We start from the raw sequence: 22,998 nt of genomic DNA on the forward strand, positions 1-22,998 counted from the left end.
TTGGCCGGTCAGGTCGTGGGGTTCAGCTGGTGCAGGTGGTCGTACTGGACGGCGTGCCGTACCGGGGCGTTGGGCGCCCCGTAGCCGTCGTAGGCTCCGCGGCGCTCCAACATTTCGAAGAACACGCTGCCGACGGTGGCGGTGTAGAAGTGCAGGAACTCGCCGTCGGCGTCGCGGTCGTAGAGCAGGTTGAGCTCGCGGAGAGTGGCCAGGAAGGACGGGTCCAGGTCGAACCGCGCGTCGAGGTCCTCGTAGTAGTTTTCCGGGATCTGGAGGAAATCGAGGCCCCGGTCTTTCGCGGCGCGGGCCGTCGCCACCAGGTCATCCACCGCGAACGCGATGTGTTCCTGGTAGGTCCGGCGCTGGCCGGTGCCCGCGCTTTCCCGCACCTCCGGTGCAGCTGCGGCGCCTTCGCGCTGGATCAGCGGGGCCAGGTTCAGCACCAGGCGGACGCCGCGGTCGCGGGTGAGCATCACCTGGGACCGGACCAGGCCGCTGGGGCTGGCGACTTCCGCGTACGGCTGCGGTTCCAGGGCCAGGGCGCTCGTATAAAAGAGGACGGCTTCGTCGAAATGCTGCCAGGGCTGCGCCAGATTGACGTGGTCGATCACGGCGCTCCGCCCGGCAGCCAGGCCGGCGGCGGGGGCTTCCGTTCCTTCGCCGAATTCGCCGGTCCACACGGCGGTACCGTCGGGGCTGCCCTGGCACAGGAAAATCTCGGTGGAGTCGGGGGCGGCGAAGCCCTGGAAAATTTCCTCGTCGGCCTGGCTCTTGCGCGGCACGGCCGGGGCCTTGAGCTGCTGGGCCCGGGCCGCGGCAATCACGGGGGAATCGACGTCGAAGCCCAGGGCCGAGATTGCGGGCGCACCGGCGGCCTGCGGGTCGAGGGATTCCTGGGAGGAGTCCTCATTGATGATCACGCGGGCGTGGCCCATGGTCCACAATTGCACATTCTTGGTCCGGTGGCGCCCGTTGAACGCGAATCCCAGCTGGCCGAGCAGGGTTTCCAGGGCGGCCGTGTCCGCGGCCCTGACCTCGGCAAAATTGAAGCCGGCCGGTTCGGCCACCTGCGGGAGCGTGGCCAGTTCCATCGGGTAACGGCGGCGGCGTGCCGCAGCGTTATCGGCACGGGTGCCCGCGCCGTTCCCGGAGGCCGGCGCCGCGTCCAGCCATTTGGCGCTCTGCTCCTCGAGCCAGATCAGCGACCGCATGGCATCCACGGCCGTGCGTTCGACGTCGGACTGGCGGAAGACGTCGTTGAAGACCTCCAGGGACACCGGGCCGGTGTAGCCGGCACGGACCACGTGGCCGAGGAATTTCGCGAGCTCGAACTGCCCTTCTCCCGGGAACACCCGGTAGTGCCGGCTCCAGGAGAGCACGTCCATGGACAGTTTGGGCGCGTCGGCCACCTGGACGAAGAAGATCTTCTCCGGGTTGAAGGATTCGATCGGGGCGGTGTCCCAGTCGCGGGAGAGAATGTGGAACGAGTCCAGGCAGGTGCCCAGGTTGGGGTGGTCCACCGCTTCCACGAGCCGGTGGGCGTGCTCGTAGTCGTTGACATATTTGCCCCAGGCGAGGGCCTCGTAGGCCACCTTGACGCCGTGGTCCTGGGCGAGGGCGGCGAGGGCGGCGAGCTGTTCGGCCCTCAGCCCGTCGTCATCAATGCTGGCGGTGGCCACGTTGGAGCAGACCAGGATGGTGTCCATCCCGAGCCTGGACATCAGCCGGAACTTCGAGGCCGCCCGGCGAAGGTTGGCGGCGAGCAGGTCCTCCGGCACGCTGTCGAAGTCGCGGAACGGCTGGTAGAGGTCCAGGGTCAGTCCGAGGTCGGCGGCCATCTTCCGGACCTCTTCCGGGCTCAGCGGGGAGGTGACGAGGTCCTGTTCGAAGATTTCGATACCGTCGAAGCCCGCAACGGCGCAGGCCTGCATCTTTTCCCGCAGGGTGCCGGAGAGGCAGACGGTGGCGATGCCGGTGCGCATCAGGCGGCCACCTCTTCAGCGGCGACGAGTTCCAGGAAGTGGGCGCGCATCCGGTCCGCATCCGCTTCGAGGCCGGTGAAGATCCGGAAGGCGTCGGCGGCCTGTCCCACGGCCATCCGGCCGCCGTCAAGCACGTCGCAGCCCTTGGCGCGGGCCTCGCGGATGAGCTCGGTCTCGATCGGCCGATAGACAATATCCGCGACCCAGTGCCGGGCTGCCACGAGGGACATGTCCAGCGGGACGCCGGGGTGGGCGGCCATGCCCACCGGGGTGCAGTGGACCAGGCCGTCTGCCAGCGGCATCAGCCGCGGCAGCTCCGACGTCGTCCGTGGGGTGACCAGCTGGTCCGGGAAGAAACCGGAGAGTTCGGCGGCCCGTGCCGCGCAGCGGACCGAATCGGTGTCTACCAGATCCAGTTCGCGGACCCCGGCAGTGAGCAGGGCGTAGGCGACGGCGGAACCGGCACCCCCCGCACCCAGCTGCACCACGCGGTTTAGCTTGGCTCCCGGCAGGCCCGTGGCGAGCGCGGCGGCGAACCCGGAGAAGTCGGTGTTGTGGCCGATGAAGCGGCCGTCCCGGATGGTCACGGTGTTGACCGCGCCGAGGCGCCGGGCGTCCGGAGTGACCTCATCCAGGTGTTCCAGGACCAGCTGCTTGCAGGGGTGGGTGATGTTCAGTCCGTTGAAGCCCAGACGGTAGGCGCCGGTGAGGAGCTCGCCGACGCTCTGGCCGGGAAGCCCCAGCTCGGTCAGGTCGATGGGGCGGTAGAGGTACCGGAGGCCCTGCACATCGCCTTCGCGTTCGTGCATCGGGGGCGTGAGGGACGGCGTCACGCCATCACCTATCAGGCCCACAAGAAAGGACTCTGCTCGATTGCTCATCCGTATAGCTCCTTTGACAACGGCACTCGGCGGGCGGGGACGCGCGGGGCGCCGGCCGCGGGCCGGGTGTTGGGGATTACAGTACCGCAAAAGTTCATATGTTGCACTGTTGTTCTACTAGCGAACAATATGGGCCGACGCATGACGGGGCGGGCCGCGGGACTCATTGCTGGGGCAGCCGGGCGGAGAGCTCCGCTGCCGCCGACTGGAGCAGCGGAACCAGTGCCACGAGGGCCTCCACGCCCATCCGGAACACCGGGACGGCGGTGGCCAGCGCCGCAAAGGCGTGGCCCTGGGAATTGAAGACCGGGACGGCGACGGCGCGCATGCCCAGTTCGTTTTCCTCGTCCATCAGGGCGTAGCCGCGCTTGCGCACCAGCTCGATCTCGGTCCGGAAGGCCTCCCGGTCGGTGATGGAAAATTCGGTCAGCGGCTCCAGCTCGAGTTCCTCGACGAGCTGGGTGCGGGTGGCGTCATCGGCGAAGGCCACTAGCGCCTTGCCAACCGAGGTGGTGTGCAGGGCGCCCAGGTGCCCAGGGTCGCTTGTGACGCGGAACGTCTGCGGGCCGTCCACCTTATTGACGGTGAGGTGGTGGTTTCCGTCGCGCACCGAGAGGATGGTGGCCTCGCCCGTTTCCTCCGTGACACGCCGCAGGATCGGCAGGGCCGTGCCGGCGAATCCGTGGTGGTTGGACACGCGCTGGCCGAGCTGGAAGATGCGCAGGCCCAGGTGGTAGCGGCGGCCGTCGGGCTCGTAGTCCACGAAGCCGTCGCGGGTCAGGGAGCCCAGCAGGCGGTAGGTGGTGCTGAAGGGAAGTTCCGCACGGCGGGACAGCTCGGCGGCACTCGCGCCCCGGGGCTCGTCGCCAAGCAGGACCAGCAGCCCCAGGGCCTTGCCGACCATGTCTGTCCGGGTGTCCTCCTTGCCAGCCTTGGCGCCGGCCTTTCCGCCGGCGGCCGCGCCGTTGCCGGCGGGGACTGGAAGGGTGGCGGCGGCCGCGGCCGCTTCTGTGTTTTGATTCACACTCATGGCTCAATGCTCTCACATGGTGAGAGCTATTTCTAGATGGTGATTATTTTTGTTGACAAGTGATCGTCCTCACAGTCATTATTGCTACATCGCACAAGTAGCTCCCACCATGTGGCTACTCGTCCGGGTCTTTCCACGAACCTCCGGCTGCCGCAGACTTAAAGCCAGCGGCGGCCGCGACCTTCCTGATCCATCCGCGACAATGTCGTCACACAAAAGGAACACCATGAGCCAGACACTCCCGTCTACGACGCCGGGCACTGACGCGCCGGCCGGGACACCGAAGAAAGCAGCCCTCGCCAGTTTCCTCGGCAGCGCCGTCGAGTATTACGACTTCTTTATCTTCGGATCCGCAGCCGCCCTGATCTTCCCCACGGTCTTCTTCCCCGACGCCGGTGCCAACGCGGCGATCATGTCCTTCGCGACCTTCGGCTTCGCCTACATTGCCCGGCCGATCGGCGCCGTCATCCTGGGCCACTTCGGTGACCGGGTCGGCCGCCGCAAGGTCCTTATGTTCACGCTCCTGCTGATGGGCGCCTCCACCTTTATGATCGGCTGCCTGCCGGACTTCAACACCATCGGATGGTGGGCTCCGGCACTGCTGGTGCTGGCGCGTCTCTGCCAGGGCCTCTCCGCTGCCGGCGAGCAGGCCGGCGCCTCCTCGATGACGCTGGAGCACGCCCCGGACAACCGCCGCGCCTTCTTCACCTCCTGGACGCTGACCGGCACCCAGGGCGGCCAGATCCTCGCGGCCCTCGTCTTCATCCCCGTCCTGGCCCTGCCGGACGAGATCAAGTACGGCATCGGCTGGCGCATCCCGTTCTGGCTCAGCGCCGTTGTGGTGATTGTTGCGTTCTTCATCCGCCGCACCCTGCACGAGCCCCCGGCCTTCGAGGAAGCCCAGAAGACCGCCCAGATCTCCAAACTCCCCGTCGCAGACCTGCTCAAGCACCACTGGCGCGATGTCCTCCGCGTCGTTGCCTGCGCGTTCATCGCCGCCGTCTCCACCGTCTTCGGCACCCTGGCCATCGCCTACGCCAAGAATGTCGCCGGCGTGGACGGCACCACGACCCTCTGGCTCGTCGTCGGCGCCAACGTCGTTGCCCTCGGCACCCAGCCGCTTTTCGGCAAGCTCGCGGACCGCATCGGCCGCAAGCCGGTCTTCATCTACGGTGCCCTGGCAAGTGCTGTCCTGACCCCGCTGTTCCTGCTCAGCCTCGAGTCCGGCAGCGTTCCGCTGATGTTCCTGGCCGCGATCGGTTTCTTCTCGTTCGGCTACGCAGCCTCCAACGCTGTCTGGCCCGCCTTCTATGCCGAAATGTTCAGCACCAAGGTCCGCTTCTCCGGCCTGGCCATCGGCACCCAGCTCGGCTTCCTGATGGCAGGCTTCGCCCCGGCGATCGTCGCGGCCATGGGCGGCACCAAGCCCGGCGGCTGGGTCCAGATCAGCATCTTCACCGCGGCCATCTGCCTCATCTCGGCCTTCTCGGCCCTGACCGCCAAGGAATCCTTCAAGATTCCCACGAAGGAGCTCGGCCTGAAGTAGCCAGGCCGCAGCACCGGAAGCCCGGCGTGTTCACAGGACACGCCGGGCTTCTCCCTGTCGCGGGCAGATGGACCGGAAAGCCGGGTCAGCCCGTGCCGGTCGCCAGCACCTCGGCCAGATCGTACCTGACCGGCTCCTCAAGCTGCTCGTAGGTGCAGGACCGCGGATCCCGGTCCGGGCGCCAGCGGACAAACTGCGCCGTGTGGCGGAACCGTGTCCCCTCCATGTGGTCGTACTTCACTTCCACCACGCGCTCCGGCCGGAGCGGTGTGAAGGAAAGGTCCTTGCCGCCGCTCCACCGGCTGCCCTCGGCATTGCGCGGGGTCCGGGTCCCTTCCTCCTGCCGGGCCCAGTCCCAGGGGTGCTCCTCGAAGCTGGTCACGAGCGGCTGGAGCTCCTCGAAAAGCTCCTTGCGCCGCTGCAGCGGGAAGGCCCCCACCACGCCCACGCTCGCCAGTCCGCCCGCGTCGTCGTAGAGCCCCAGCAGCAGCGAGCCGATCCGGTCCGGCCCGGAGGCGTGTACCCGGTACCCGGCGACAACACAGTCGGCGGTGCGGGCATGTTTGACCTTAAACATGGAGCGCTTGTCCGGCAGGTAGGGCCCGTCCAGCGGCTTGGCCACGATCCCGTCGAGCCCGGCGCCCTCGAACTGGTGGAACCACTGCTCGGCGGTTCCCCTGTCCCGCGTCGCGGCGGTGAGGTGGACCGGGGCCGCAGTTCCGGCAAGAACGCGTTCCAGCGCCGTGCGCCGCTCGGCGAAGGGACGGGCGGTGAGGTCCTCGTCGTCGAGCGCCAGCAGATCGAACGCGACGAAACTCGCCGGCGTCTGTTCGGCCAGCAGCCGGACCCGGCTTGCAGCGGGGTGGATCCGCTGCTGCAGGGTGTCGAAGTCGAGCCGGTCGCCGGAGGCACCGACCATGATGATCTCGCCGTCAAGCACGCAGCGCGGCGGGAGGTTCGCCTTCAGGGCCTCCACCAGTTCGGGGAAGTAACGGGTCAGGGGCTTGCCGTTGCGGCTGCCGATCTCCACGTCCGCGCCGTCGCGGAAGATGATGGAACGGAACCCGTCCCACTTCGGCTCGAACATCAGGGCGCCGTCGGGCAGGGACGTCACGGCTTTCGCCAGCATGGGCGCGATCGGGGGCATCAGGGGCAGTCGCATGCCCCTATTGTTGCCGGGCACCGCGCCGCCCGCCAGAGGCCCGGCGGGGCAGGCTTTCCTCGACATCCGGCCGGGTCGGGGGTAGACATGAACGATGGCTACCCTCGGTTTCCACGCATCGCACGAACAGATCAGTCCCGGCCAGCTCCTCAAGGACGTGCAGCTGGCGGAGCAGGCCGGCTTCGACGCCGCCATGTGCTCGGACCACATCGAGCCCTGGTCCGCCCGGCAGGGCCATTCCGGTTTCGCCTGGTCCTGGCTCGGGGCCGCGCTGGCCACCACCAAGCTGCGCATCGGCGTCGTGACGGCTCCGGGCCAGCGCTACCACCCCGCCATCATCGCGCACGCCTCGGCCACCCTCGCGGACATGTTTCCCGGCCGGTTCTGGCTGGCGCCGGGCAGCGGCGAATACATGAACGAGCACGTCACGGGGGACGCCTGGCCGGACAAGGCGACGCGGCAGCAGCGCCTCGAGGAAGCCGTGCAGATCATCCGCGACCTCCACGACGGCAAGGAGGTGACCCGGGACGGCCTGGTCACCGTCCAGCAGGCTCGGATCTGGGACGTGCCGGAGATCAAACCGCCGCTGATTGCTCCGGCCGTCAGTGTGGAAACGGCGCGCCGCGGGGCGGCCTGGGCGGACGGGCTGGTGACGGTCAACCAGCCGCACGCGAAGCTGAAGGACATGCTCGCCGCCTACCGGGATGCCGGCGGCAGGGGCAAGGCCGTGCTCCAGGTGCACTTGTCCTGGGCGCCGACGGAGCAGGAAGCCGTGGCAGTTGCCCTGGACCAGTGGCGCAGCAACGTGTTTGCCCCGCCCATCCCCTGGGATCTTCCGACGGCGGCCCACTTCGACGGCGTCAGCGCCGACGTCGGCGAGGAACAGGTCCGTCAGGTCGTGAACATCTCGGCGGACACCGGGCAGCACGCGCAGTGGCTCGCCGAATATGTCGACCTCGGCTTCGACGAGCTGTACCTGCATTTCGTCGGGCAGGAGCAGCCGCCCTTCATCCACGCCTTCGCGGAACACGTGCTCCCGCAGCTCCGCGGGTCCGGGACCCCGCGCCGGGACCGGGAGGCCCTGCTGTGAGAATCGCCGAGACCTCCGACCTGTGGTGGAAGAACGCCGTCATCTACTGCCTGGATCCGGAGACGTTTTTCGACGGCGACGGCGACGGGACCGGAGATTTCGGCGGCCTGATCGAGCGCGTGGACTACCTCGCGGCTTTGGGAGTGACCTGCATCTGGCTGATGCCGTTCTACCCCACCCCGGACAAAGACGACGGCTACGACGTTACGGATCTGTACGGCGTGGACCGGCGGCTGGGCAACCTGGGCGACGTCGTGGAGTTCATCCGGACAGCGAAGGACCGGGGCATGCGCGTGATCGCGGACTTCGTCCTCAACCACACCTCGGACAAGCACCCCTGGTTCGTCGAGTCGCGCAAGGCGGTGGACAACCCGTACCGCGATTACTACGTCTGGCGCAAGGACACGCCCCCGGACACCTCGGAGCAGGTGGTGTTCCCCGGCGAGGAGACCTCCATCTGGACCCAGGACAAGGCCACCGGCGAGTGGTACCTGCACATGTTCGCCAAACACCAGCCGGACCTGAATGTGGCGAACCCCAAGGTACGGGACGAGATCGCCAAGTCCATGGGGTTCTGGCTGCAGCTGGGACTGGACGGCTTCCGGCTGGACGCGGTCCCGTTCTTCCTGGAGCTGCAGGGCACATCCAAGGAGGACTCGGCCACCGTCGATCCGCACGACTACCTCAGCGCGCTCCGCAGCTTCCTCAACCGCCGCAACGGCAGCGGCCTGCTGCTGGGCGAGGTCAACGTGCCCTACAAGGATCAGCTCACGTACTTCGGCGGCGCGGCAGGAAACGAGCTGAACATGCAGTTCGATTTCCTGTCCATGCAGAACCTGTACCTGTCCCTCGCCCGGGAGGACGCCCGGCCGCTGGCCAAGTCGCTCAGCTCCCGCCCGAAGATCCACCCGGACAACCAGTGGGCCATGTTTGTCCGCAACCACGACGAGCTGACCCTGGACAAACTCAGCGACGCCGAACGCGAGGAAGTTTTTGCCGCCTTCGGACCGGACGAGGACATGCAGATGTACGGCCGCGGCCTGCGCCGCCGGCTGCCCACCATGCTCAACGGCGACCCCGCCCGGATCCGCATGGTCTATTCGCTGATGTTCGCGCTGCCCGGGACGCCGGTGCTTTTCTATGGCGAGGAGATCGGCATGGGCGAGGACCTCACGGCGAAGGGCCGCTCGGCCGTGCGGTCCCCCATGCAGTGGAACGACACCGAGAACGGCGGATTCTCGACCGCCCCCGCAAAGGACCTCGTGGCCCAGGTGGTGGACGGCTACTTCGGGCCGAAGAACGTCAACGCAGCGGCGGCGAAGCGGGACCCCGAGTCACTGTGGAACTTCATGGCCACCCTGATCCAGCGCTACCGGGAGAGCCCCGAACTGGGGTGGGGCGACTTCGAACTCATCAAACAGCCCGCCGCGAAGGTGCTCCTGCACCGGTGCTCCTGGGGCGGTTCGACGGTCGTCCTGGCCCACAACTTCGGGGCGGAGCCGGCGTCGGTGGCCGCGAACCTGAGCTCCGCGGGGGACGCGGAGACGGGTTTCGAGGGCACCTACCTGCGGGACCTGCTGGACGGCCAGGACATCGAACTGGCGGACGACGGCGGTTTCGAGCTGGAGCTGGGCCGGTACGGCTACCGGTGGTTCCGGATCCAGCGCCCGGGTGAACGCCACATCCCGTGAGCCGGCAGCGGCCCTGAGGCTCCGGCAGCAGGGTCGTCGACGCCGGTAACTCCCCCGGCGTCGAACGCTTACCCACGTCTTACCGGGCGGAAACGCAGCGGCAACATTGGCGCAGGACACTGGAAGTGCCGGCAAAGAGCAGGCACCACTCTCCAGTCCAGGAGGCCCCCGCCATGTTGAAGGAAGCCACAGCCCATGTAACCCGCATCCGTGCCCTGGATCAGCTGCACCGCGGCGACGAGATCGAGGCGCGCCTCAGGGTCGGCCCGAACTACGACGACGTCGTGATCCGCCGCGGCAGCGTCCAGGAAACCGCTCCCGGAATCGGCGTGGTCTGGATCATGGACCGGCAGTCCGGAACCCGGAAAGCCATCAATACGGACGAGTGCAGTCTCTGGCGGGTCGCCTGAGACCGCTAGCCCCCCGCGACGGACTGGATGATCAGGACCTCCTGGCCCGGGGAAACCTCGGTGGCCAGGCCCTGCAGGCGGCGAATCTCATTCCCGTTGACGTATATATTCACGTAGCGTCGGATCGCCCCGGTCTCATCCCGTAACCGCCTCGACAGCGCCGGGTACTCCCCGGTCACCACGTCCAGCACCCCCTCCACCGTCACCGCGGTGTCTGCGGGCGCAGTCAGGAAGGACTGCCCGCCGGCCAGCGGCTGGAGCACGCTGGGCAGCACCACAATGATCCCGGCCACGAAGCTCAGGCGCTCACCGCGGCGCCGGGTCCCGCGGAACCGGAGGCGAACGCGGGGGTGACGGCCGCGGCCCGCACGCACAGCACGTCCGGCAGGTGCGAAGCCACTTCGGCGAAATGCTCCCCCTCGTCGGCGCTGGCGTAGACAGTGCCGCCGCGCGTGCCGAAGTACACGCCTGCCGGTTCCGCCGCGTCAACGCACGCGGCGTCCCGCAGCACGGAGTTGAATTCCGCTCCGGGCAGTCCGTCGTCCAGCCGCTTCCAGCTCGCGCCGGCGTCGTCGGTCCGGTGGACCGCCAGCTTGCCCTCCGGCGGGATCCGCTCGCCGTCCGCCTTGAGCGGGACCACCCAGGCGGTGCCGGCCCGGCGGGGATGCGTCAGCATCACAAAGCCGAAATCCGCCGGCAGGCCTTCCGCGATCGATTCCCAGCTCTCGGCGTCGTCGTCGCTGCGGTAGACGCCGTGGTGGTTCTGCGCGTAGAGCCGCCCGTCGACAGCAGCATCAGCGGCGATCTTGTGCACACACTGGCCGAATTCCGGGTTGGGGTCGGGCATGAAGTAGGCCGAGATTCCCTTGTTGCGCGGCTCCCAGGAGCTGCCGCCGTCGAGCGAGCGGTAGACGCCGCCGGTGCTCATCGCGACGTGCACCTTCTCGCCCGTGTGGTCGACGACGATGGAGTGCGCCGCGGCGCCCCCGTAGCCGGCCCCCCATTCAGCGCGGTGCGGGTGGTCCCAGAGGCCGCGGTTAAGCTCGAAGTGTTCACCGCCGTCGGTTGATTTCCAGACCGAGATCGGCTCGCAGCCGGCCCAGACCACCCCGGGCCGGGATTCGGCGTCGGGGTGGATCTGCCAGACCCGTTCCAGGGCGGCATCGGTCCCCTCCGGGAAGCGGATGGCGCCCTCTTCGGGTTCGTTCCACGTTTCGCCCAGGTCATCGGAGTGGAACACGGTGGGACCCCAGTGCTCGGACCGCACGCCGACCAGAATCCGGGTCCGGCCGTCGCGCGTGTCGATGCCGATGCTGGGGACTTCGCTCATCAGGAAGTGCGGGCCGGAAAGGGACCAGTCTCTGCGGTCCGGGCTCGTCGCCAGCCAAAGGCCTTTTTTGGTGCCGATCGCCAGGACGTAACTCTCTGCTGTAGCCATGCCCATTATGCAACCACCCGAAGCGGATGCCCGCAATGGTTTTCGCAGGCCGGTTCAGTCCGGTCCTGCGCCGCCGGCGGAACCGACCCGCCGTGCTGTGCGCCGGACGCCGGTCAGTCGACGAATTCGGACTGCGTCTCGATGAAGTCCCAGTCGGCGTCGCTGAGCACACCGGACACGTCATCCGGGTGCGGGCCGCCGGCCTCGGCAATGCCCTGCAGTACGGTCAGCGGCAGCTCGGTGGCCCGCAGGTTCTCCCGCAGCCACTCCTTGCTCGCCAGATCCAGATCCAGCCACCACATGAAGATCTCCACGGCGGTCACCCTTTCCTGAGGTCTTCAACGTTAGGCCCCACACCGGAGGTGTTCAAGTGCCGCATGGCTCTGGCTGCCTACAGGGCCGAGAGCAAGTCCGCTGTCCGCTCCAGTGCGCCGGGGACCAGCGAGTAGTAGGCCCAGGTGCCCCGCTTTTCGCGGTGCAGCAGTCCCGCATCAACGAGGATCTTCAGGTGATGGGACACCGTCGGCTGGCCGAGGTCCAGCGGCTCGGTGAGGTCGCAGACGCAGGCCTCGCCGCCGTCGGACGCCTTGACGATGGACAACAGCCGCAGGCGGTTCGGGTCGGCGAGGGCCTTGAAGAGCTGGGCCTTGCCCTGCGCCTCGTCCGCGCCCAGCACCTGCATCCCGGACGGCGTGCAGCAGGCTTCCGCCGCCGTGGACTCAACGATCTGCAGGGTTGTCATGCCTCCATTATGCACCATATTGACAGGTGTCGATATATAAGGAGATACTCGGCATATCGATCATCATCAATCTATCCAGACAGAGGGCACCATGGCTGCAACCACCAATCTTCCCGTCGCTGTCATCGGAGCGGGCCCGATCGGCCTCGCCGCGGCCGCCCACCTCCTGGAGCGCGGCCTTGAGCCGCTGATCTTTGAGGCCGGTCCGGCGGCGGGCGCCGCCGTCGAACAGTGGCGCCACATCCGCCTCTTCTCACCCTGGCGCTTCAACACTGACGCCGCCGCCACGCGCCTGCTCGCAGCCTCCGGATGGGAAGCTCCACGGCCCACAGCGCTGCCGTTCGGCGGCGAGCTCGTCGATTCCTACCTGGCACCCCTGGCTGCGCTGCCGGCCCTGTCCTCCCGGCTGCACACCGGCGCCCGGGTGGTGGCCGTGACGCGCCAGGGCCTGGACAAGACCCACAGCCGCGGCCGGGACACCACACCGTTCCTGCTCACGGTCGAACACCCGGGCGGCGACGTCCGCGAGTACCGGGCCGCGGGTGTCATTGACGCCTCCGGCACCTGGGGCACCCGGAACCCCCTTGGTACCTCGGGACGGCCCGCTACCGGCGAAGCCGCCGCGGCGGAGCGGATTTCCTCCGCCCTGCCGGACGTCCTGGGCCGCGAGCGTGCGCGGTTCGCCGGCCGACGCGTCCTCGTTGTGGGCGCGGGCCATTCCGCCGCCAACACCCTGATCAACCTCGCCGAACTGGCGCAGCACGAGCCGGGCACCAGAATCCTTTGGGCCGTGCGGGGCTCCTCGGCCGCAAAGGTTTACGGCGGCGGCGACGCCGACGGCCTGCCCGCCCGCGGCCAACTCGGCGGCCGGCTGCGGCGCCTGGTCGAGGCCGGCACGGTGGAACTGCACACCGGTTTCGGGATCACCGCCCTCACGCCGGCGGCCGCGGGCGTCACCGTCAGCTCCGCCGACGGCCGCAGCCTCGCGGCCGACGTCGTAGTGCCCTGCACCGGCTTCCGCCCGGACCTGGACATCCTGCGGGAGCTCCGGCTGGAACTGGATCCGGCCGTCGAGGCCCCGCGCGAACTGGGTCCGCTGATCGACCCGGAGTTCCACTCCTGTGGCACCGTCGCACCGCACGGCGCCAGGCTGCTGGCGCACCCGGACAAGGACTTCTACATCGTCGGGATGAAATCCTACGGCCGGGCGCCCACCTTCCTGCTGGCCACCGGCTACGAGCAGGTCCGCTCCGTCGCCGCCGCCCTGGCCGGGGACCGCGAGGCCGCGGACACCGTCCAGCTCGACCTCCCGGAGACCGGGGTCTGCTCCTCCGACGCCGGCACCAGCTGCGACGTCCCGGCCGCTTCCGCCGACCTTGTGGTCGAGACAGCCGGCGCCTGCTGCGGCACCCCCGAACCGGTCCTGGTGGGCTTTCCCACCGGACTCGCCCACGGCCGCTCCGGCGGAAACTGACGCCGCCGCGCGGCTGACTGAGCCCATGACAGCCCCCGGGGTACCGCCGCAGCCTGCCGCCTCGGGTGCTCCCCGGGGCGGCCTGGTCTCGCTCTGCATCACCCAGACGACGGGCTGGGGCCTGCTCTACTACTCCCTTCCCGCCGCCGTGCGGCCGATCAGCGAGGACACCGGCTGGGATCCTGCCCTGGTGACGGGATCCTTTTCCGCCGGACTGCTGCTGTCCGCCCTCGCCGGCATCCGCGTGGGCCGGATCCTGGACCGCACCGGGCCGCGGACCCTCATGGTCAGTGGCTCACTGATCGGTGTCCTGGCTCTGACGCTGGTCGGCCTGGCACCGAACCTGCCCCTGTTTGCAGCCGCGTGGCTGCTGGCGGGAGCCGCTCAGGCCGCCATCCTCTATCAGCCGGCGTTCACCGTGATCAGCCGCTGGTACGGCCACGACAGGGTCCGTCCGCTCACCACGCTGACGCTCGTGGCAGGCTTTGCCTCCACGATTTTCGCCCCGCTGACCGCAGGCCTGACAGCCGCCATCGGCTGGCGCAGCACCTTCCTGGTCCTCGCGGCGCTGCTGGGGCTGGTCACGGTCCCGCTGCACGCCCGCTTCCTCAACCGCTCCTGGCCGGCCTCGACCCATCCCGCCCGGCCCGCCGACGACCGCCGCCGGGTTCGCTTGATCACCCGGAGTCCGGAGTTCCTGGGGCTGCAGGCCCTGATGGTGCTGCTGTGCCTGGGCCTCTACACGGTGACGCTGAACATCATTCCGCTGCTGATGGAAAAGGGCGCCGATTACGCCAGCGCTGCGCTGGGCCTGGGGCTGGTGGGGGCAGGGCAGGTCGGGGGGCGCCTCCTGTTCGCCAGCATTCCGGTCCCTGCCCGCTTGGCCACAATTGCCGGAGCTGCCGCCGGAGCGGTCCTTTCGCTCGCCGTGCTCCCGGGTCCGCCCGGATTGCTCATCGCCGCGGGAGTGCTCGCCGGGGCGGTCCGCGGCTGCCAGACGCTGCTCCAGGCCACTGTCGTTGCCGAGCGGTGGGGCATGTCCAGTCTGGGCGCCCTGCAGGGGCGCTTTGCCGCCCCGCTGACCGCGGTGACGGCGCTGGCCCCGGCCGCCGGCCCTGCGCTGGCTGCCTGGCTGGGCAGCTACACCGGGATGGCGTACGCCATGGCGGGCGCCGCCGGCCTTGCCGCCCTGCTGGCCGGCACGTTGCTCACCGTCGGAGCGAACCGCAAGGGATCACCCGGCACGAAAGGGCCGGATTCCGCACCGCTGGCCAGCGGAAAGTCCGGGGAGTAAGCCCCTGTTCCTGACGCAGGGCGGGCGCCACAATTGAGTATGTCTGCCGAACGCACAAGTGGTCCGCCGCCCCTCGTGGTCGGCGTGCTCCCGGGACAGAGCCCCGAAGTGCTGCAGACCGCTGCCTCACTGGCCTCGAAACTCGCCGCCCCGCTGATCTGCGCCCACGTGGATGAGGCGAGTTACCTCGTGGAGTGGGATCCCGCGCGGTCCGCGCACCGGCTCTCACTGCACCCGGAGACGAACAACGCCGAAATCCGGGCAGTGACCCAGGAGCTGCGGAACAGCATCGGCTCGGCCTGCGACGTCCTCGGCATCCACTGGACCCTGCGGACGCTGGCCGGGGATCCGGCCCGGGCTTTGGGCCGGCTGGCAGCCGAGGTCGGTGCCGCGATGATCATCGTGGGTACACCGGAGCCCGGCCTGGGTCACCGAATTTCCGCTGCCCTCAACGGTTCGGTGGCCGCGTGGCTCAGCCACCACCAGGACCATCCGATCCTCATCGTTCCGGTCCGGGCCGCCGTCCACCACCGGACGAAGCACGGCACCTGACATGGTGCCTGACTGTGGGCCGGCATGACCGTCCCGCTGGACCGGGAAGCCGTCGTTGCCGCGTATCGGCGCAACTGCGCAGAGCTCGAAGCGACCCTGGCAGCGGCCTCGCCCGATGCGCTCCACCGCCGCAGTGCGGGCACCCGCTGGACCAACGAGGAACTGCTTTACCACATGGTGTTCGGCTACGTCGTGGTGCTGGCACTGCTTCCCTTGGTGCGGATCTTCGGACGGCTGCCTGTTTCCGCTAACCGCAGTTTCGCGCGGCTGCTGAACGCCGGTACCGTCCCGTTCGACGTCGTCAACTACTGGGGCTCCAGAGGGGGCGCACGTATCTTCCACCGCCGGCGGATGGCCGCCCTGCTGCACCGGGTGACCTCGGCGCTGGAACGGCGGCTGCGGCGGGAGACGGATCCTGGCCTGGCCCGCCGGATGTACTTCCCGACGCGCTGGGACCCCTTCTTCAAAGAGGCCATGACCCTGGCGGACGTCTACGCGTACCCCGTGGCGCATTTCGCCTTCCATGCCGCCCAGCTGTCCCTGGACGCGGACCCGGGGCGCAGCGGGGCTCCCGGAAAATAAAGTGAATGTTGTTATTCGGGGTGCTGGCTTTCTCCGCCCACGGCCACGTAAGCTTGGATGCGTAGGCGGGAGAAACACCGCCGACCCAAAGACAGCTCCGGAGTGCGTATCCCCCAATAACGCACTCCGGAGCTCTTTTGTGTCCGGACATTGTGCCCGGGTGCCGGCCAGGGATACCCCCGCAGGGTACTTGCGTCATACCCCTAGGGGGTATATGTTGGGCTCATGAACGAGCCCGAAGTCCCCGTTATGGAACCCGCGGACGCCGAGCAGCATCAGCAGCACGGCTATTCCTCCAACAAGGACGCCTACCTGTTGCGGCTGAAGCGTATCGAGGGCCAGGTGCGCGGCATCGCCCGGATGGTCGATGAGGACAAGTACTGCATCGACATCCTGACTCAGGTCGCCGCCGTCACCAAAGCCCTGCACGCCGTCAGCCTTGGACTGGTGGAGGAGCATATCGGCCATTGTGTCGTCGGCGCCGCCTCCGAACCGGACGCGAAGCTGCGCGCTGAAGCCATCGACTTCAAGGTCAAGGAGGCCACCGATGCCATCGGCCGCCTGCTGCGGTAGCGGCAACACCACCCATCACACGTCGGGGCTGACGAACCACCAGCAGCCCACCCACAAGGAGCAAGCCATGAGCACCGTTTCCACCACCGTCAACGTCTCCGGAATGACCTGCGGCCACTGCGTGTCCTCCGTCAGCGAAGAGCTCGAATCCCTGGCCGGCGTTGAAGCCGTCGACGTCGACCTCAACTCCGGAGGCATCTCCACCGTCACCATCACCTCCACCGGCGCCCTGTCGACTGCCGAGATCGGCGAGGCCGTTGCCGAAGCGGGGTACCTGGTCGTGTCCAACCAAACCTGAGCACCGCCGCCAGGCACACCCCGCGCAGCACCAGGACAGACAGGGAAGACCGTGAGTAGAGAGCAACTGCTGGACCAGCCCGGACACCGGGTGATCGAACTCGACATCGAGGGCATGACCTGCGCCTCCTGCGTCAGCCGCGTCGAACGCAAGCTCGGCAAGCTCGACGGCGTCACCGCCACCGTCAACCTGCCCCTGGAGTCAGCCCACGTCACCGTCCCTGCGGCCGTGACCGACGACCAGATCACCGAAACGATAGCGGCAGCAGGCTACAAAGCCACGATCCGCACCCCCCTGTACCCAGCCACGGTGATCGAAGCTGGCGTCGTCAGTGCGCCGGATGAAACCGCCGGTGAGCTGCCCACGCGTGCCGACGGTGCCGGCATGCGGCAGCATGCGTCTAAGCGAGGCACGAGCGAGCATGCCGAGCATGGCGGACCGGCGGCGCGCGGAGGTGACCACACCGCGACCCACCCGGCGGCCAAACTCCGCCCGCGCCTGATCGTCGCGGCCATCCTCACCGTCCCGGTGTTCCTGATTTCCATGTTCCCGGCCTTCCAGTTCCCCAACTGGGGCTGGGTCGCAGGAGCCCTGGCCCTGCCGGTGGTCACGTGGGCGGCCTGGCCGTTCCACCGGGCCGCCGCCGTCAACGCCCGGCACCTCGCCTCCACGATGGACACGCTGGTCTCCATCGGCGTGACCGCGGCCTACGCCTTCTCGGCCTGGCAGCTCTTTGCGGACCCGCGGATGACCGACCACCAGCAGGGTATGGACAGCATGGAAGGCATGGGCTCCGGCGGGCTGTACTTCGAGGTTGCCGCCGTCGTCACCACCTTCCTGTTGCTGGGCCGGTACCTGGAGGCCAACGCCAAACAGAAGGCCGGGGACGCCCTCAAGGCGCTGCTGAACCTGGGCGCCAAGGATGCCACGGTCCTCCGCGGCGGCCAGGAGCAGCAGATCCCGGCCGACCAGCTGGGGGTGGGCGACCTCATGGTTGTCCGCCCCGGCGAGAAAATAGCGACCGACGGCGTCGTCGTTGAAGGGTCCTCCGCCGTCGACGCCTCGCTGGTGACCGGCGAGTCCGTGCCGGTGGAAGTCGGACCGGACAGTCCGGTCACGGGCGCCACCATCAACACCTCCGGCCGGCTGCTGGTCCGCGCCACACGCGTCGGGGCCGAAACCACCCTCGCGCAGATGGGCCGATTGGTGTCCCAGGCCCAGACCGGCAAGGCGCCGGTCGCGCGCCTCGCGGACCGGATCAGCTCCGTGTTCGTGCCGGTGGTCCTGGCCATCGCCGCTGCCACCTTTGGCGCCTGGCTGCTGGCGGCCGCCCCGGACATCAGCGACGCCGAACTGCGCGCCGCGTTCACCGCCGCCGTCGCCGTGCTGGTCATCGCCTGCCCGTGCGCCCTGGGCCTGGCCACCCCCGTGGGACTGCTCACCGGAACCGGCCGGGGAGCGCAGCTGGGCATCCTGATCAAAGGGCCGCAGGTCCTTGAAGACACCCGGACCGTTGACACCATCTTGCTGGACAAGACCGGCACCGTGACCAGCGGACACCTGGCCGTCGACGGCACCGAGGCGTTCGGAACTTTCAGCGCGGCCCGGGTGCTGCGCCTGGCCGGCGCGATCGAGGCCGCATCCGAACACCCGATCGCCCGCGCCGTCGCCGCGGCAGCACTCTCGGCGGAGCGCCGCGACAACGACGCCGGCGCCCTTCCTGCCGTCGCCAGTTTCCGCTCCGCCCCCGGCGGCGGAGTCCGCGGAACGGTCGGGGGCCGGGTCGTGACCGCCGGCCGTACGGGCTGGCTGGAGGAGAACGGCATCACCCCCACTGCGGCGCAGCTGGAGGCCCTGGGCAAAGCCGAGGGTTCCGGGGCCACCGCGGTCTGGCTCGCCGTGGACGGGGAGCCCGCCGGAATCATCAGCCTGCGGGACACCATCAAGCCGGGCTCCCCCGCCGCGATCCTGCGGCTCCGGGAGCTCGGGCTCCGTCCGATCCTCCTGACCGGGGACAACGCCGCGGTCGCCGCGCAGGTGGCAGCCGCCGTCGGCATCGTTCCGGAGGACGTGTACGCCGGAGTGCTGCCGGAGGGCAAGGTCGAGGCCGTGCGGAAACTGCAGGCCGCCGGCGCCACCGTGGCCATGGCCGGCGACGGCGTCAACGACGCCGCGGCGCTGGCCCAGGCGGACCTCGGCATCGCCATGGGGTCCGGGACTGACGTCGCCATCGAGGCCGCTGACCTGACGGTCATGGGCAACGAACTGGGGCAGGTCGTCCAGGCGATCGAGCTGTCCCGCCGGACTCTCACCACCATCAAGACGAACCTCTTCTGGGCCTTCTTCTACAACGCGATCGGGATCCCGGTGGCGGCCCTGGGCCTGCTTAACCCGATGATCGCCGGCGCCGCTATGGCCGCCAGTTCCGTGCTGGTCGTGGCGAATTCGCTGCGGCTGCGCAGCTTCGGCAGGTAGGTCCCCCGCCGTACGCGCCTCAGGCCGCGCCGAAGCGGACGGCAGCCCTGGCCTTCGCCTTGGCGGCTTCCTCCCCGCGGTCCCTTGCCGGGGCGTGGGTCACCAGGGAGTCCAGCAGGTGCTGGGTGGCGTGGGCAATCTCGTGCACCGCCCGGTTGAAGGCCTCTTCGTTGGCCTTGGACGGCTTGGTGCTGCCACTGATTTTGCGCACGTACTGCAGCGCGGCGGCTTCCACCTCGGCGGTGGTGGCGTGGGGTTCGAAATTGTGGAGGGTCCGGATGTTTCGGCACATAACACCATGCTAGGTGCCATTGCGGCCGGGATCGAGGGCATGGGGAGGGCTGCCCATCGACACTTTTTCGGCAGGCAGGATAGTTTGGGGGCATTGGATCTTCCGGAGCAGCCGGGATCCGCCGGGGGGCGCCTACAGGGCCCGGGGCCGGTTCTATCACTTGAGGAGATTTTTCGAATGGCTATTTGGGGTGCAGACATTGCTCAGCTCAAGACTCTTGGGACGAAGCTGCAGGCGGGTTCGTCGGAGATCGACAAGCAGAAGTCGCTGCTGACCAAGGTGCTTGAGGGCACCGACTGGAAGGGTCCGGACGCCGACAAGTTCCGCAGCGAATGGAACGGCCAGCACGTTGCCGCCCTGGCGAAGGTCTCCCAGGCGCTGCAGGAGGCCGGCAAGCAGGCCAGCCGCAACGCCACCGAGCAGGAAAGCGCTTCGCGCTAGCAGAAGCCCGCAGAATCGAACCGGCCCGGACGCAGCAGCGTCCGGGCCGGTTTTGTCGGACCCTGCCTACGGCACGGGTTCGACGTCGTTCGCGTGGTCGAGGGCCGCCGGACCGACCCCGGACGGGGTCCGGAGCTCGTCCAGCCGGACCACGACGACGCCGCCGACAATCAGCAGCCCGCCCATGAGCTGGATGGGGCCTGGCAGTTCACCCAGCAGCAGCCACGCCCAGACGACGGCGAACAGGACCTCGGTCAGCGAGACGAAGGATGCCACTTTGGAGCCGAGTGCGCGCGCCGCCACAATGCCGGACACATAGGCGAGCACGGTGGCCAGCACCACGAGGCCGCCCAGGGCCACCCACCAGGGCGTGACCCAGGGGCCCAGCCGGGTGTCGGAGGTGCTGAAGGCCATCGGCAGCAGGCCGGTTGCCGCGGCAAGCCACATGGTGACGGCACCGACCATGAGCCCTCCGGAGGCGAGGACGATCGGCGGGAGGGTGTCGTTTTCCCTTGCCGTAATGAAGAAGTAGATCGCCAGGCAGACCGCGGCCGCGATCCCCCACAGCACGCCGATGAGGTCGATCTTGACGGCCCCCGTGAGGTCCAGGACGAGGACCAGCCCGCCCAGGGACAGCAGGGTTCCTGCGATCGTCAGGGGACGGGGGCGATTGCGGCTGGCGGCCCAGAGCCACAGCACAATGATCACGGGAGCCAGGTATTCCAGCAGCAGGGCGACCCCTACGGACAGGCGGGCCACCGCGTTGAAATAGAACAACTGGCAGGCGGCGACCCCGATGAGGCCGAAGAGCAACACCGTGAGCCAGTTGTCCCTGAGCTGGTGCCAGCGTCCGCGCAGCGCCGGAATGGCGGGAACGGCCAGGATGATCGCCGCCCCGGTAAGGCGGGCGGTGACGGCAGCCCCGGGGGTCCAGCCGGACTCCAGCAGAGCCTTGGCAAAGGAACCCGAGAGACCGAACACTGCCGAGGAAAACAGGGCTACTCCCAGGCCCGATGCCATAAAAGCTGATGCCGCACGGGGCCTGCCGGCACGGATTTTTCCGGGGCTGGGCATTCCGGAGTCGGTTGTGGCCGGTGCTTCGGCGGTGCGGCGTGCGGCAGACACAGGCTGCCTCCTGTCAGGAGTAAAGTGGGTTATGCTCATGACAGTACGCCACGCCGACGTAAGGAGTCAAGATGCTTTTTGCCCCTGACACAGAGGTGGCCCTGCGGTCTGTGGTCAACCTGATCAACTCGGCGGCCAACGGGGATGAGCACCTGTCCACGACCGAGGATCTGGATCGCTTTCTGAAGGCCGAGGGATTCGCCGGCTCCCGGACCCGGGACGCGGCCGAGCTGGCGGGCGTGAAACGCCTCCGCGCGGAGCTTGCCACCCTTTGGCTCGCGGACGAACCCGCCGCCGTGGACACCGTGAACCGGCTGTTGCGGGAGGCGCACGCGCTCCCCCAGCTCGTCAAGCACGATGAATGGGACTGGCACCTGCACGCCTCGACCCCGGATGCGCCACTGGCGGACCGGATGAGCACGGAAGCCGCGATGGCCCTGGTCGATGTCATCCGCAGCAAGGGAATGGACCGCATGCTGGTCTGCGCCGCCGAGGACTGCGACGCCGTCGTGCTGGATCTCAGCCGGAACCGCTCCAAGCGCTACTGCGATACCGGGAACTGCGCGAATCGCGCGCACGTGGCGGCGTACCGGGCCCGGAAGGCGGCGTCCTGAGCGTCACAAAGCGCATTGCCGCGACCCGGGCGGGCCCTCCCTGCGGGGCCGGACCAATTACCCCATCGACTGGATTAATTCGCGCAGCCATCAGGCCGGCGAAACCCAATCTAGGGATATCAGTACACATGGCACAGCGCCCACCGCTCAAAAACGTCACGGCAGCACTGGGGATTACCGGAATTTTGGCTGTGGGGCTGGTCGCCTGCGGCGGGGGCGGCTCCTCGCCCGCGACTTCCGGGTCGACCGAGGCCGCGACCCCTGCCGCCAGCAGCGCCAGCACCGGTGCCACGCCCAGCACAGCAGCGTCGACCGCAGCCGCGGCAGCGGCGCCCGTGGACGGCACACTCACCGCGCCGGGAACCAAGCTCAAGGCCGGAGAACCTGCCGTCACCCACACCAATACGGGCAAGGACAAAGCCGACCCCAAGTACACGGAAGCCGTCTTCACCTCGACGCTGACGGGTGTCGTCGCGGGCACCCCGGACGACTTCGCCAAGTTCAAGGACGCCGCGAAGTATGCCGGGCAGACGCCCTATTTCGTCTCGGTCAGCCACCGGATGGACAGCCTGAGCAAGGTATCCCTCGGCATCAGCGAGCCCAGGGTCACGGCCCAGCTCAAAGACGGCTCCGACGCGCAGTCACTCATGGTCTTCGGCGCCTTCGACCAATGCAACAGCACCCGCTTCGCCACCACGGGCACCGGGGATGCCCTGACTCTGGTGGTCGGCAGCACCATGGTGTCCTGCCAGGTGTTCCTGGCGCCGGCCGGCGATGAAGTTACCACCGTCGAATACACCGATTCCAAGTATGTCTACGCCAACTACAGCGACAACCCGTACCTGAAGAATCCGATCTCCTGGACCAAGTAGGAACCGTCGCCGTGGCGCCAGAACCGGGCGCCGAGCGTGTGGGACGGCGTTCGCGGACCTAGCGGACGTCGTCGCCCGACGCGCGGGGGCCGGCATCCGGGGTGCCGGCGTCCGGCCGGGGCTGCGCCGGGTTGCCGCCGTGGCCGGAGTGCCGGGAGCTCAGGTTGACGCCGGACCCCTTGCCGAGCTGCTCATCGTTGGGCTTGTGGCCCATTGAAAGCATGGCAAGCACGACCAGGATCACAATGAAGGCGATGCCGGCGGCGGTGAATGCCAGGTCAAAGCGCGGGGTCTTGGCGCTGCCGCCGGAAGCGAACATCAGGGTGGCAACGAAGGCCAGCACTGCCCAGAAGGCGGAGAACATGAGCGGTCCCTTGACCGAGGTGCGCAGCTTGCGCGGTTCTCCAGATTTCTGCTGTGCCAAGGTGCTTTCC

General features: G+C 68.5%; 25 protein-coding genes. 14 read left to right on the top strand and 11 right to left on the bottom strand.

Annotated elements, in window-relative coordinates; all coding sequences use genetic code 11:
• Window positions 1-8: 8 nt before the first annotated feature.
• The 3 genes from J2W14_RS00685 to J2W14_RS00695 all read right to left on the bottom strand — a co-directional run bounded on the left by J2W14_RS00685 (window position 9) and on the right by J2W14_RS00695 (window position 3,893).
• Window positions 9-1,982, bottom strand: coding sequence for a bifunctional sugar phosphate isomerase/epimerase/4-hydroxyphenylpyruvate dioxygenase family protein (locus tag J2W14_RS00685; protein ID WP_307456930.1), 1,974 nt, complete (start codon window positions 1,980-1,982; stop codon window positions 9-11).
• Window positions 1,982-2,863, bottom strand: a complete 882-nt coding sequence (locus J2W14_RS00690; protein WP_307456932.1) for a shikimate dehydrogenase — start codon at window positions 2,861-2,863, stop codon at window positions 1,982-1,984. Before J2W14_RS00690 ends, J2W14_RS00685 begins: the two co-directional genes overlap by 1 nt.
• Before the next feature lie 163 nt (window positions 2,864-3,026).
• On the bottom strand, window positions 3,027-3,893 hold the full coding sequence (locus J2W14_RS00695) for an IclR family transcriptional regulator (protein WP_307456935.1): 867 nt from the start codon (window positions 3,891-3,893) through the stop codon (window positions 3,027-3,029).
• Between the two features lie 226 nt (window positions 3,894-4,119).
• On the opposite strand from J2W14_RS00695, the gene J2W14_RS00700 reads away from it, so the two are divergent.
• Window positions 4,120-5,439 (top strand): MFS transporter, encoded by a 1,320-nt coding sequence (locus J2W14_RS00700; protein ID WP_307456937.1) that lies wholly within the window; start codon window positions 4,120-4,122, stop codon window positions 5,437-5,439.
• Between the two features lie 85 nt (window positions 5,440-5,524).
• Here J2W14_RS00700 and J2W14_RS00705 read toward each other — a convergent pair whose 3' ends face one another.
• Window positions 5,525-6,601, bottom strand: a complete 1,077-nt coding sequence (locus J2W14_RS00705; protein WP_307456939.1) for an ATP-dependent DNA ligase — start codon at window positions 6,599-6,601, stop codon at window positions 5,525-5,527.
• A gap of 94 nt (window positions 6,602-6,695) precedes the next feature.
• On the opposite strand from J2W14_RS00705, the gene J2W14_RS00710 reads away from it, so the two are divergent.
• From J2W14_RS00710 to J2W14_RS00720, 3 genes are all read left to right on the top strand, one after another.
• Window positions 6,696-7,691 carry a TIGR03885 family FMN-dependent LLM class oxidoreductase gene (locus J2W14_RS00710; RefSeq protein WP_307456942.1) on the top strand — a complete coding sequence of 332 codons (996 nt, stop codon included), beginning with the start codon at window positions 6,696-6,698 and terminating at the stop codon, window positions 7,689-7,691.
• Window positions 7,688-9,382, top strand: coding sequence for an alpha-amylase family protein (locus J2W14_RS00715; protein ID WP_307456944.1), 1,695 nt, complete (start codon window positions 7,688-7,690; stop codon window positions 9,380-9,382). The genes J2W14_RS00710 and J2W14_RS00715 overlap by 4 nt, the downstream gene beginning before the upstream one ends.
• A 173-nt stretch (window positions 9,383-9,555) precedes the next feature.
• Window positions 9,556-9,792 carry a hypothetical protein gene (locus tag J2W14_RS00720; protein ID WP_307456947.1) on the top strand — a complete coding sequence of 79 codons (237 nt, stop codon included), beginning with the start codon at window positions 9,556-9,558 and terminating at the stop codon, window positions 9,790-9,792.
• Window positions 9,793-9,797: 5 nt separating this feature from the next.
• Here J2W14_RS00720 and J2W14_RS00725 read toward each other — a convergent pair whose 3' ends face one another.
• The 4 genes from J2W14_RS00725 to J2W14_RS00740 all read right to left on the bottom strand — a co-directional run bounded on the left by J2W14_RS00725 (window position 9,798) and on the right by J2W14_RS00740 (window position 11,972).
• A complete protein-coding gene (locus J2W14_RS00725) occupies window positions 9,798-10,085 on the bottom strand; it encodes a MoaD/ThiS family protein (RefSeq protein WP_307456950.1) in 288 nt (95 codons plus the stop codon).
• A gap of 5 nt (window positions 10,086-10,090) precedes the next feature.
• Window positions 10,091-11,230 carry a WD40/YVTN/BNR-like repeat-containing protein gene (locus J2W14_RS00730; protein WP_370871154.1) on the bottom strand — a complete coding sequence of 380 codons (1,140 nt, stop codon included), beginning with the start codon at window positions 11,228-11,230 and terminating at the stop codon, window positions 10,091-10,093.
• 113 nt (window positions 11,231-11,343) lie between these two features.
• Window positions 11,344-11,544: a hypothetical protein gene (locus J2W14_RS00735; protein ID WP_307456954.1), complete on the bottom strand. Its 201-nt coding sequence runs from the start codon at window positions 11,542-11,544 to the stop codon at window positions 11,344-11,346.
• Between the two features lie 77 nt (window positions 11,545-11,621).
• Window positions 11,622-11,972: an ArsR/SmtB family transcription factor gene (locus tag J2W14_RS00740; protein ID WP_307456957.1), complete on the bottom strand. Its 351-nt coding sequence runs from the start codon at window positions 11,970-11,972 to the stop codon at window positions 11,622-11,624.
• A 91-nt stretch (window positions 11,973-12,063) separates the two neighbouring features.
• Here J2W14_RS00740 and J2W14_RS00745 point away from each other — a divergent pair, with 91 nt between their 5' ends.
• The 7 genes from J2W14_RS00745 to J2W14_RS00775 all read left to right on the top strand — a co-directional run bounded on the left by J2W14_RS00745 (window position 12,064) and on the right by J2W14_RS00775 (window position 19,220).
• Window positions 12,064-13,446 carry an FAD-dependent oxidoreductase gene (locus tag J2W14_RS00745; protein WP_307456958.1) on the top strand — a complete coding sequence of 461 codons (1,383 nt, stop codon included), beginning with the start codon at window positions 12,064-12,066 and terminating at the stop codon, window positions 13,444-13,446.
• Window positions 13,447-13,471: 25 nt separating this feature from the next.
• Window positions 13,472-14,740, top strand: a complete 1,269-nt coding sequence (locus tag J2W14_RS00750; protein WP_307456961.1) for an MFS transporter — start codon at window positions 13,472-13,474, stop codon at window positions 14,738-14,740.
• 39 nt (window positions 14,741-14,779) lie between these two features.
• Complete coding sequence (locus J2W14_RS00755; RefSeq protein ID WP_307456964.1) at window positions 14,780-15,292, top strand: universal stress protein; 513 nt, start codon at window positions 14,780-14,782, stop codon at window positions 15,290-15,292.
• Window positions 15,293-15,316: 24 nt separating this feature from the next.
• On the top strand, window positions 15,317-15,874 hold the full coding sequence (locus J2W14_RS00760) for a DinB family protein (RefSeq protein WP_307456966.1): 558 nt from the start codon (window positions 15,317-15,319) through the stop codon (window positions 15,872-15,874).
• Between the two features lie 225 nt (window positions 15,875-16,099).
• Complete coding sequence (locus J2W14_RS00765; protein WP_307456969.1) at window positions 16,100-16,447, top strand: metal-sensitive transcriptional regulator; 348 nt, start codon at window positions 16,100-16,102, stop codon at window positions 16,445-16,447.
• A 67-nt stretch (window positions 16,448-16,514) separates the two neighbouring features.
• Entirely contained in the window at window positions 16,515-16,745 is a 231-nt protein-coding gene (locus tag J2W14_RS00770) for a heavy-metal-associated domain-containing protein (RefSeq protein ID WP_307456972.1), read from the top strand.
• 114 nt (window positions 16,746-16,859) lie between these two features.
• Window positions 16,860-19,220 (top strand): heavy metal translocating P-type ATPase, encoded by a 2,361-nt coding sequence (locus tag J2W14_RS00775; protein ID WP_370871174.1) that lies wholly within the window; start codon window positions 16,860-16,862, stop codon window positions 19,218-19,220.
• Window positions 19,221-19,239: 19 nt separating this feature from the next.
• Here J2W14_RS00775 and J2W14_RS00780 read toward each other — a convergent pair whose 3' ends face one another.
• Complete coding sequence (locus tag J2W14_RS00780; RefSeq protein ID WP_307456977.1) at window positions 19,240-19,512, bottom strand: DUF2277 domain-containing protein; 273 nt, start codon at window positions 19,510-19,512, stop codon at window positions 19,240-19,242.
• Between the two features lie 177 nt (window positions 19,513-19,689).
• On the opposite strand from J2W14_RS00780, the gene J2W14_RS00785 reads away from it, so the two are divergent.
• Window positions 19,690-19,953 (top strand): hypothetical protein, encoded by a 264-nt coding sequence (locus tag J2W14_RS00785; protein ID WP_056432770.1) that lies wholly within the window; start codon window positions 19,690-19,692, stop codon window positions 19,951-19,953.
• Between the two features lie 66 nt (window positions 19,954-20,019).
• On the opposite strand, the gene J2W14_RS00790 is transcribed toward J2W14_RS00785, so the two are convergent.
• Complete coding sequence (locus J2W14_RS00790; RefSeq protein ID WP_307458249.1) at window positions 20,020-21,027, bottom strand: EamA family transporter; 1,008 nt, start codon at window positions 21,025-21,027, stop codon at window positions 20,020-20,022.
• Window positions 21,028-21,149: 122 nt separating this feature from the next.
• Here J2W14_RS00790 and J2W14_RS00795 point away from each other — a divergent pair, with 122 nt between their 5' ends.
• Both J2W14_RS00795 and J2W14_RS00800 read left to right on the top strand, forming a co-directional pair.
• A complete protein-coding gene (locus tag J2W14_RS00795) occupies window positions 21,150-21,692 on the top strand; it encodes a CGNR zinc finger domain-containing protein (RefSeq protein ID WP_307456982.1) in 543 nt (180 codons plus the stop codon).
• A 128-nt stretch (window positions 21,693-21,820) separates the two neighbouring features.
• Window positions 21,821-22,564, top strand: a complete 744-nt coding sequence (locus J2W14_RS00800; protein ID WP_307456986.1) for a hypothetical protein — start codon at window positions 21,821-21,823, stop codon at window positions 22,562-22,564.
• Window positions 22,565-22,622: 58 nt separating this feature from the next.
• Here J2W14_RS00800 and J2W14_RS00805 read toward each other — a convergent pair whose 3' ends face one another.
• Window positions 22,623-22,988, bottom strand: coding sequence for a hypothetical protein (locus tag J2W14_RS00805; RefSeq protein ID WP_307456989.1), 366 nt, complete (start codon window positions 22,986-22,988; stop codon window positions 22,623-22,625).
• Between the last annotated feature and the right edge of the window lie 10 nt (window positions 22,989-22,998).

Source organism: Pseudarthrobacter oxydans (assembly GCF_030812335.1).
In the GTDB taxonomy this organism is placed as follows: domain Bacteria; phylum Actinomycetota; class Actinomycetes; order Actinomycetales; family Micrococcaceae; genus Arthrobacter; species Arthrobacter oxydans_B.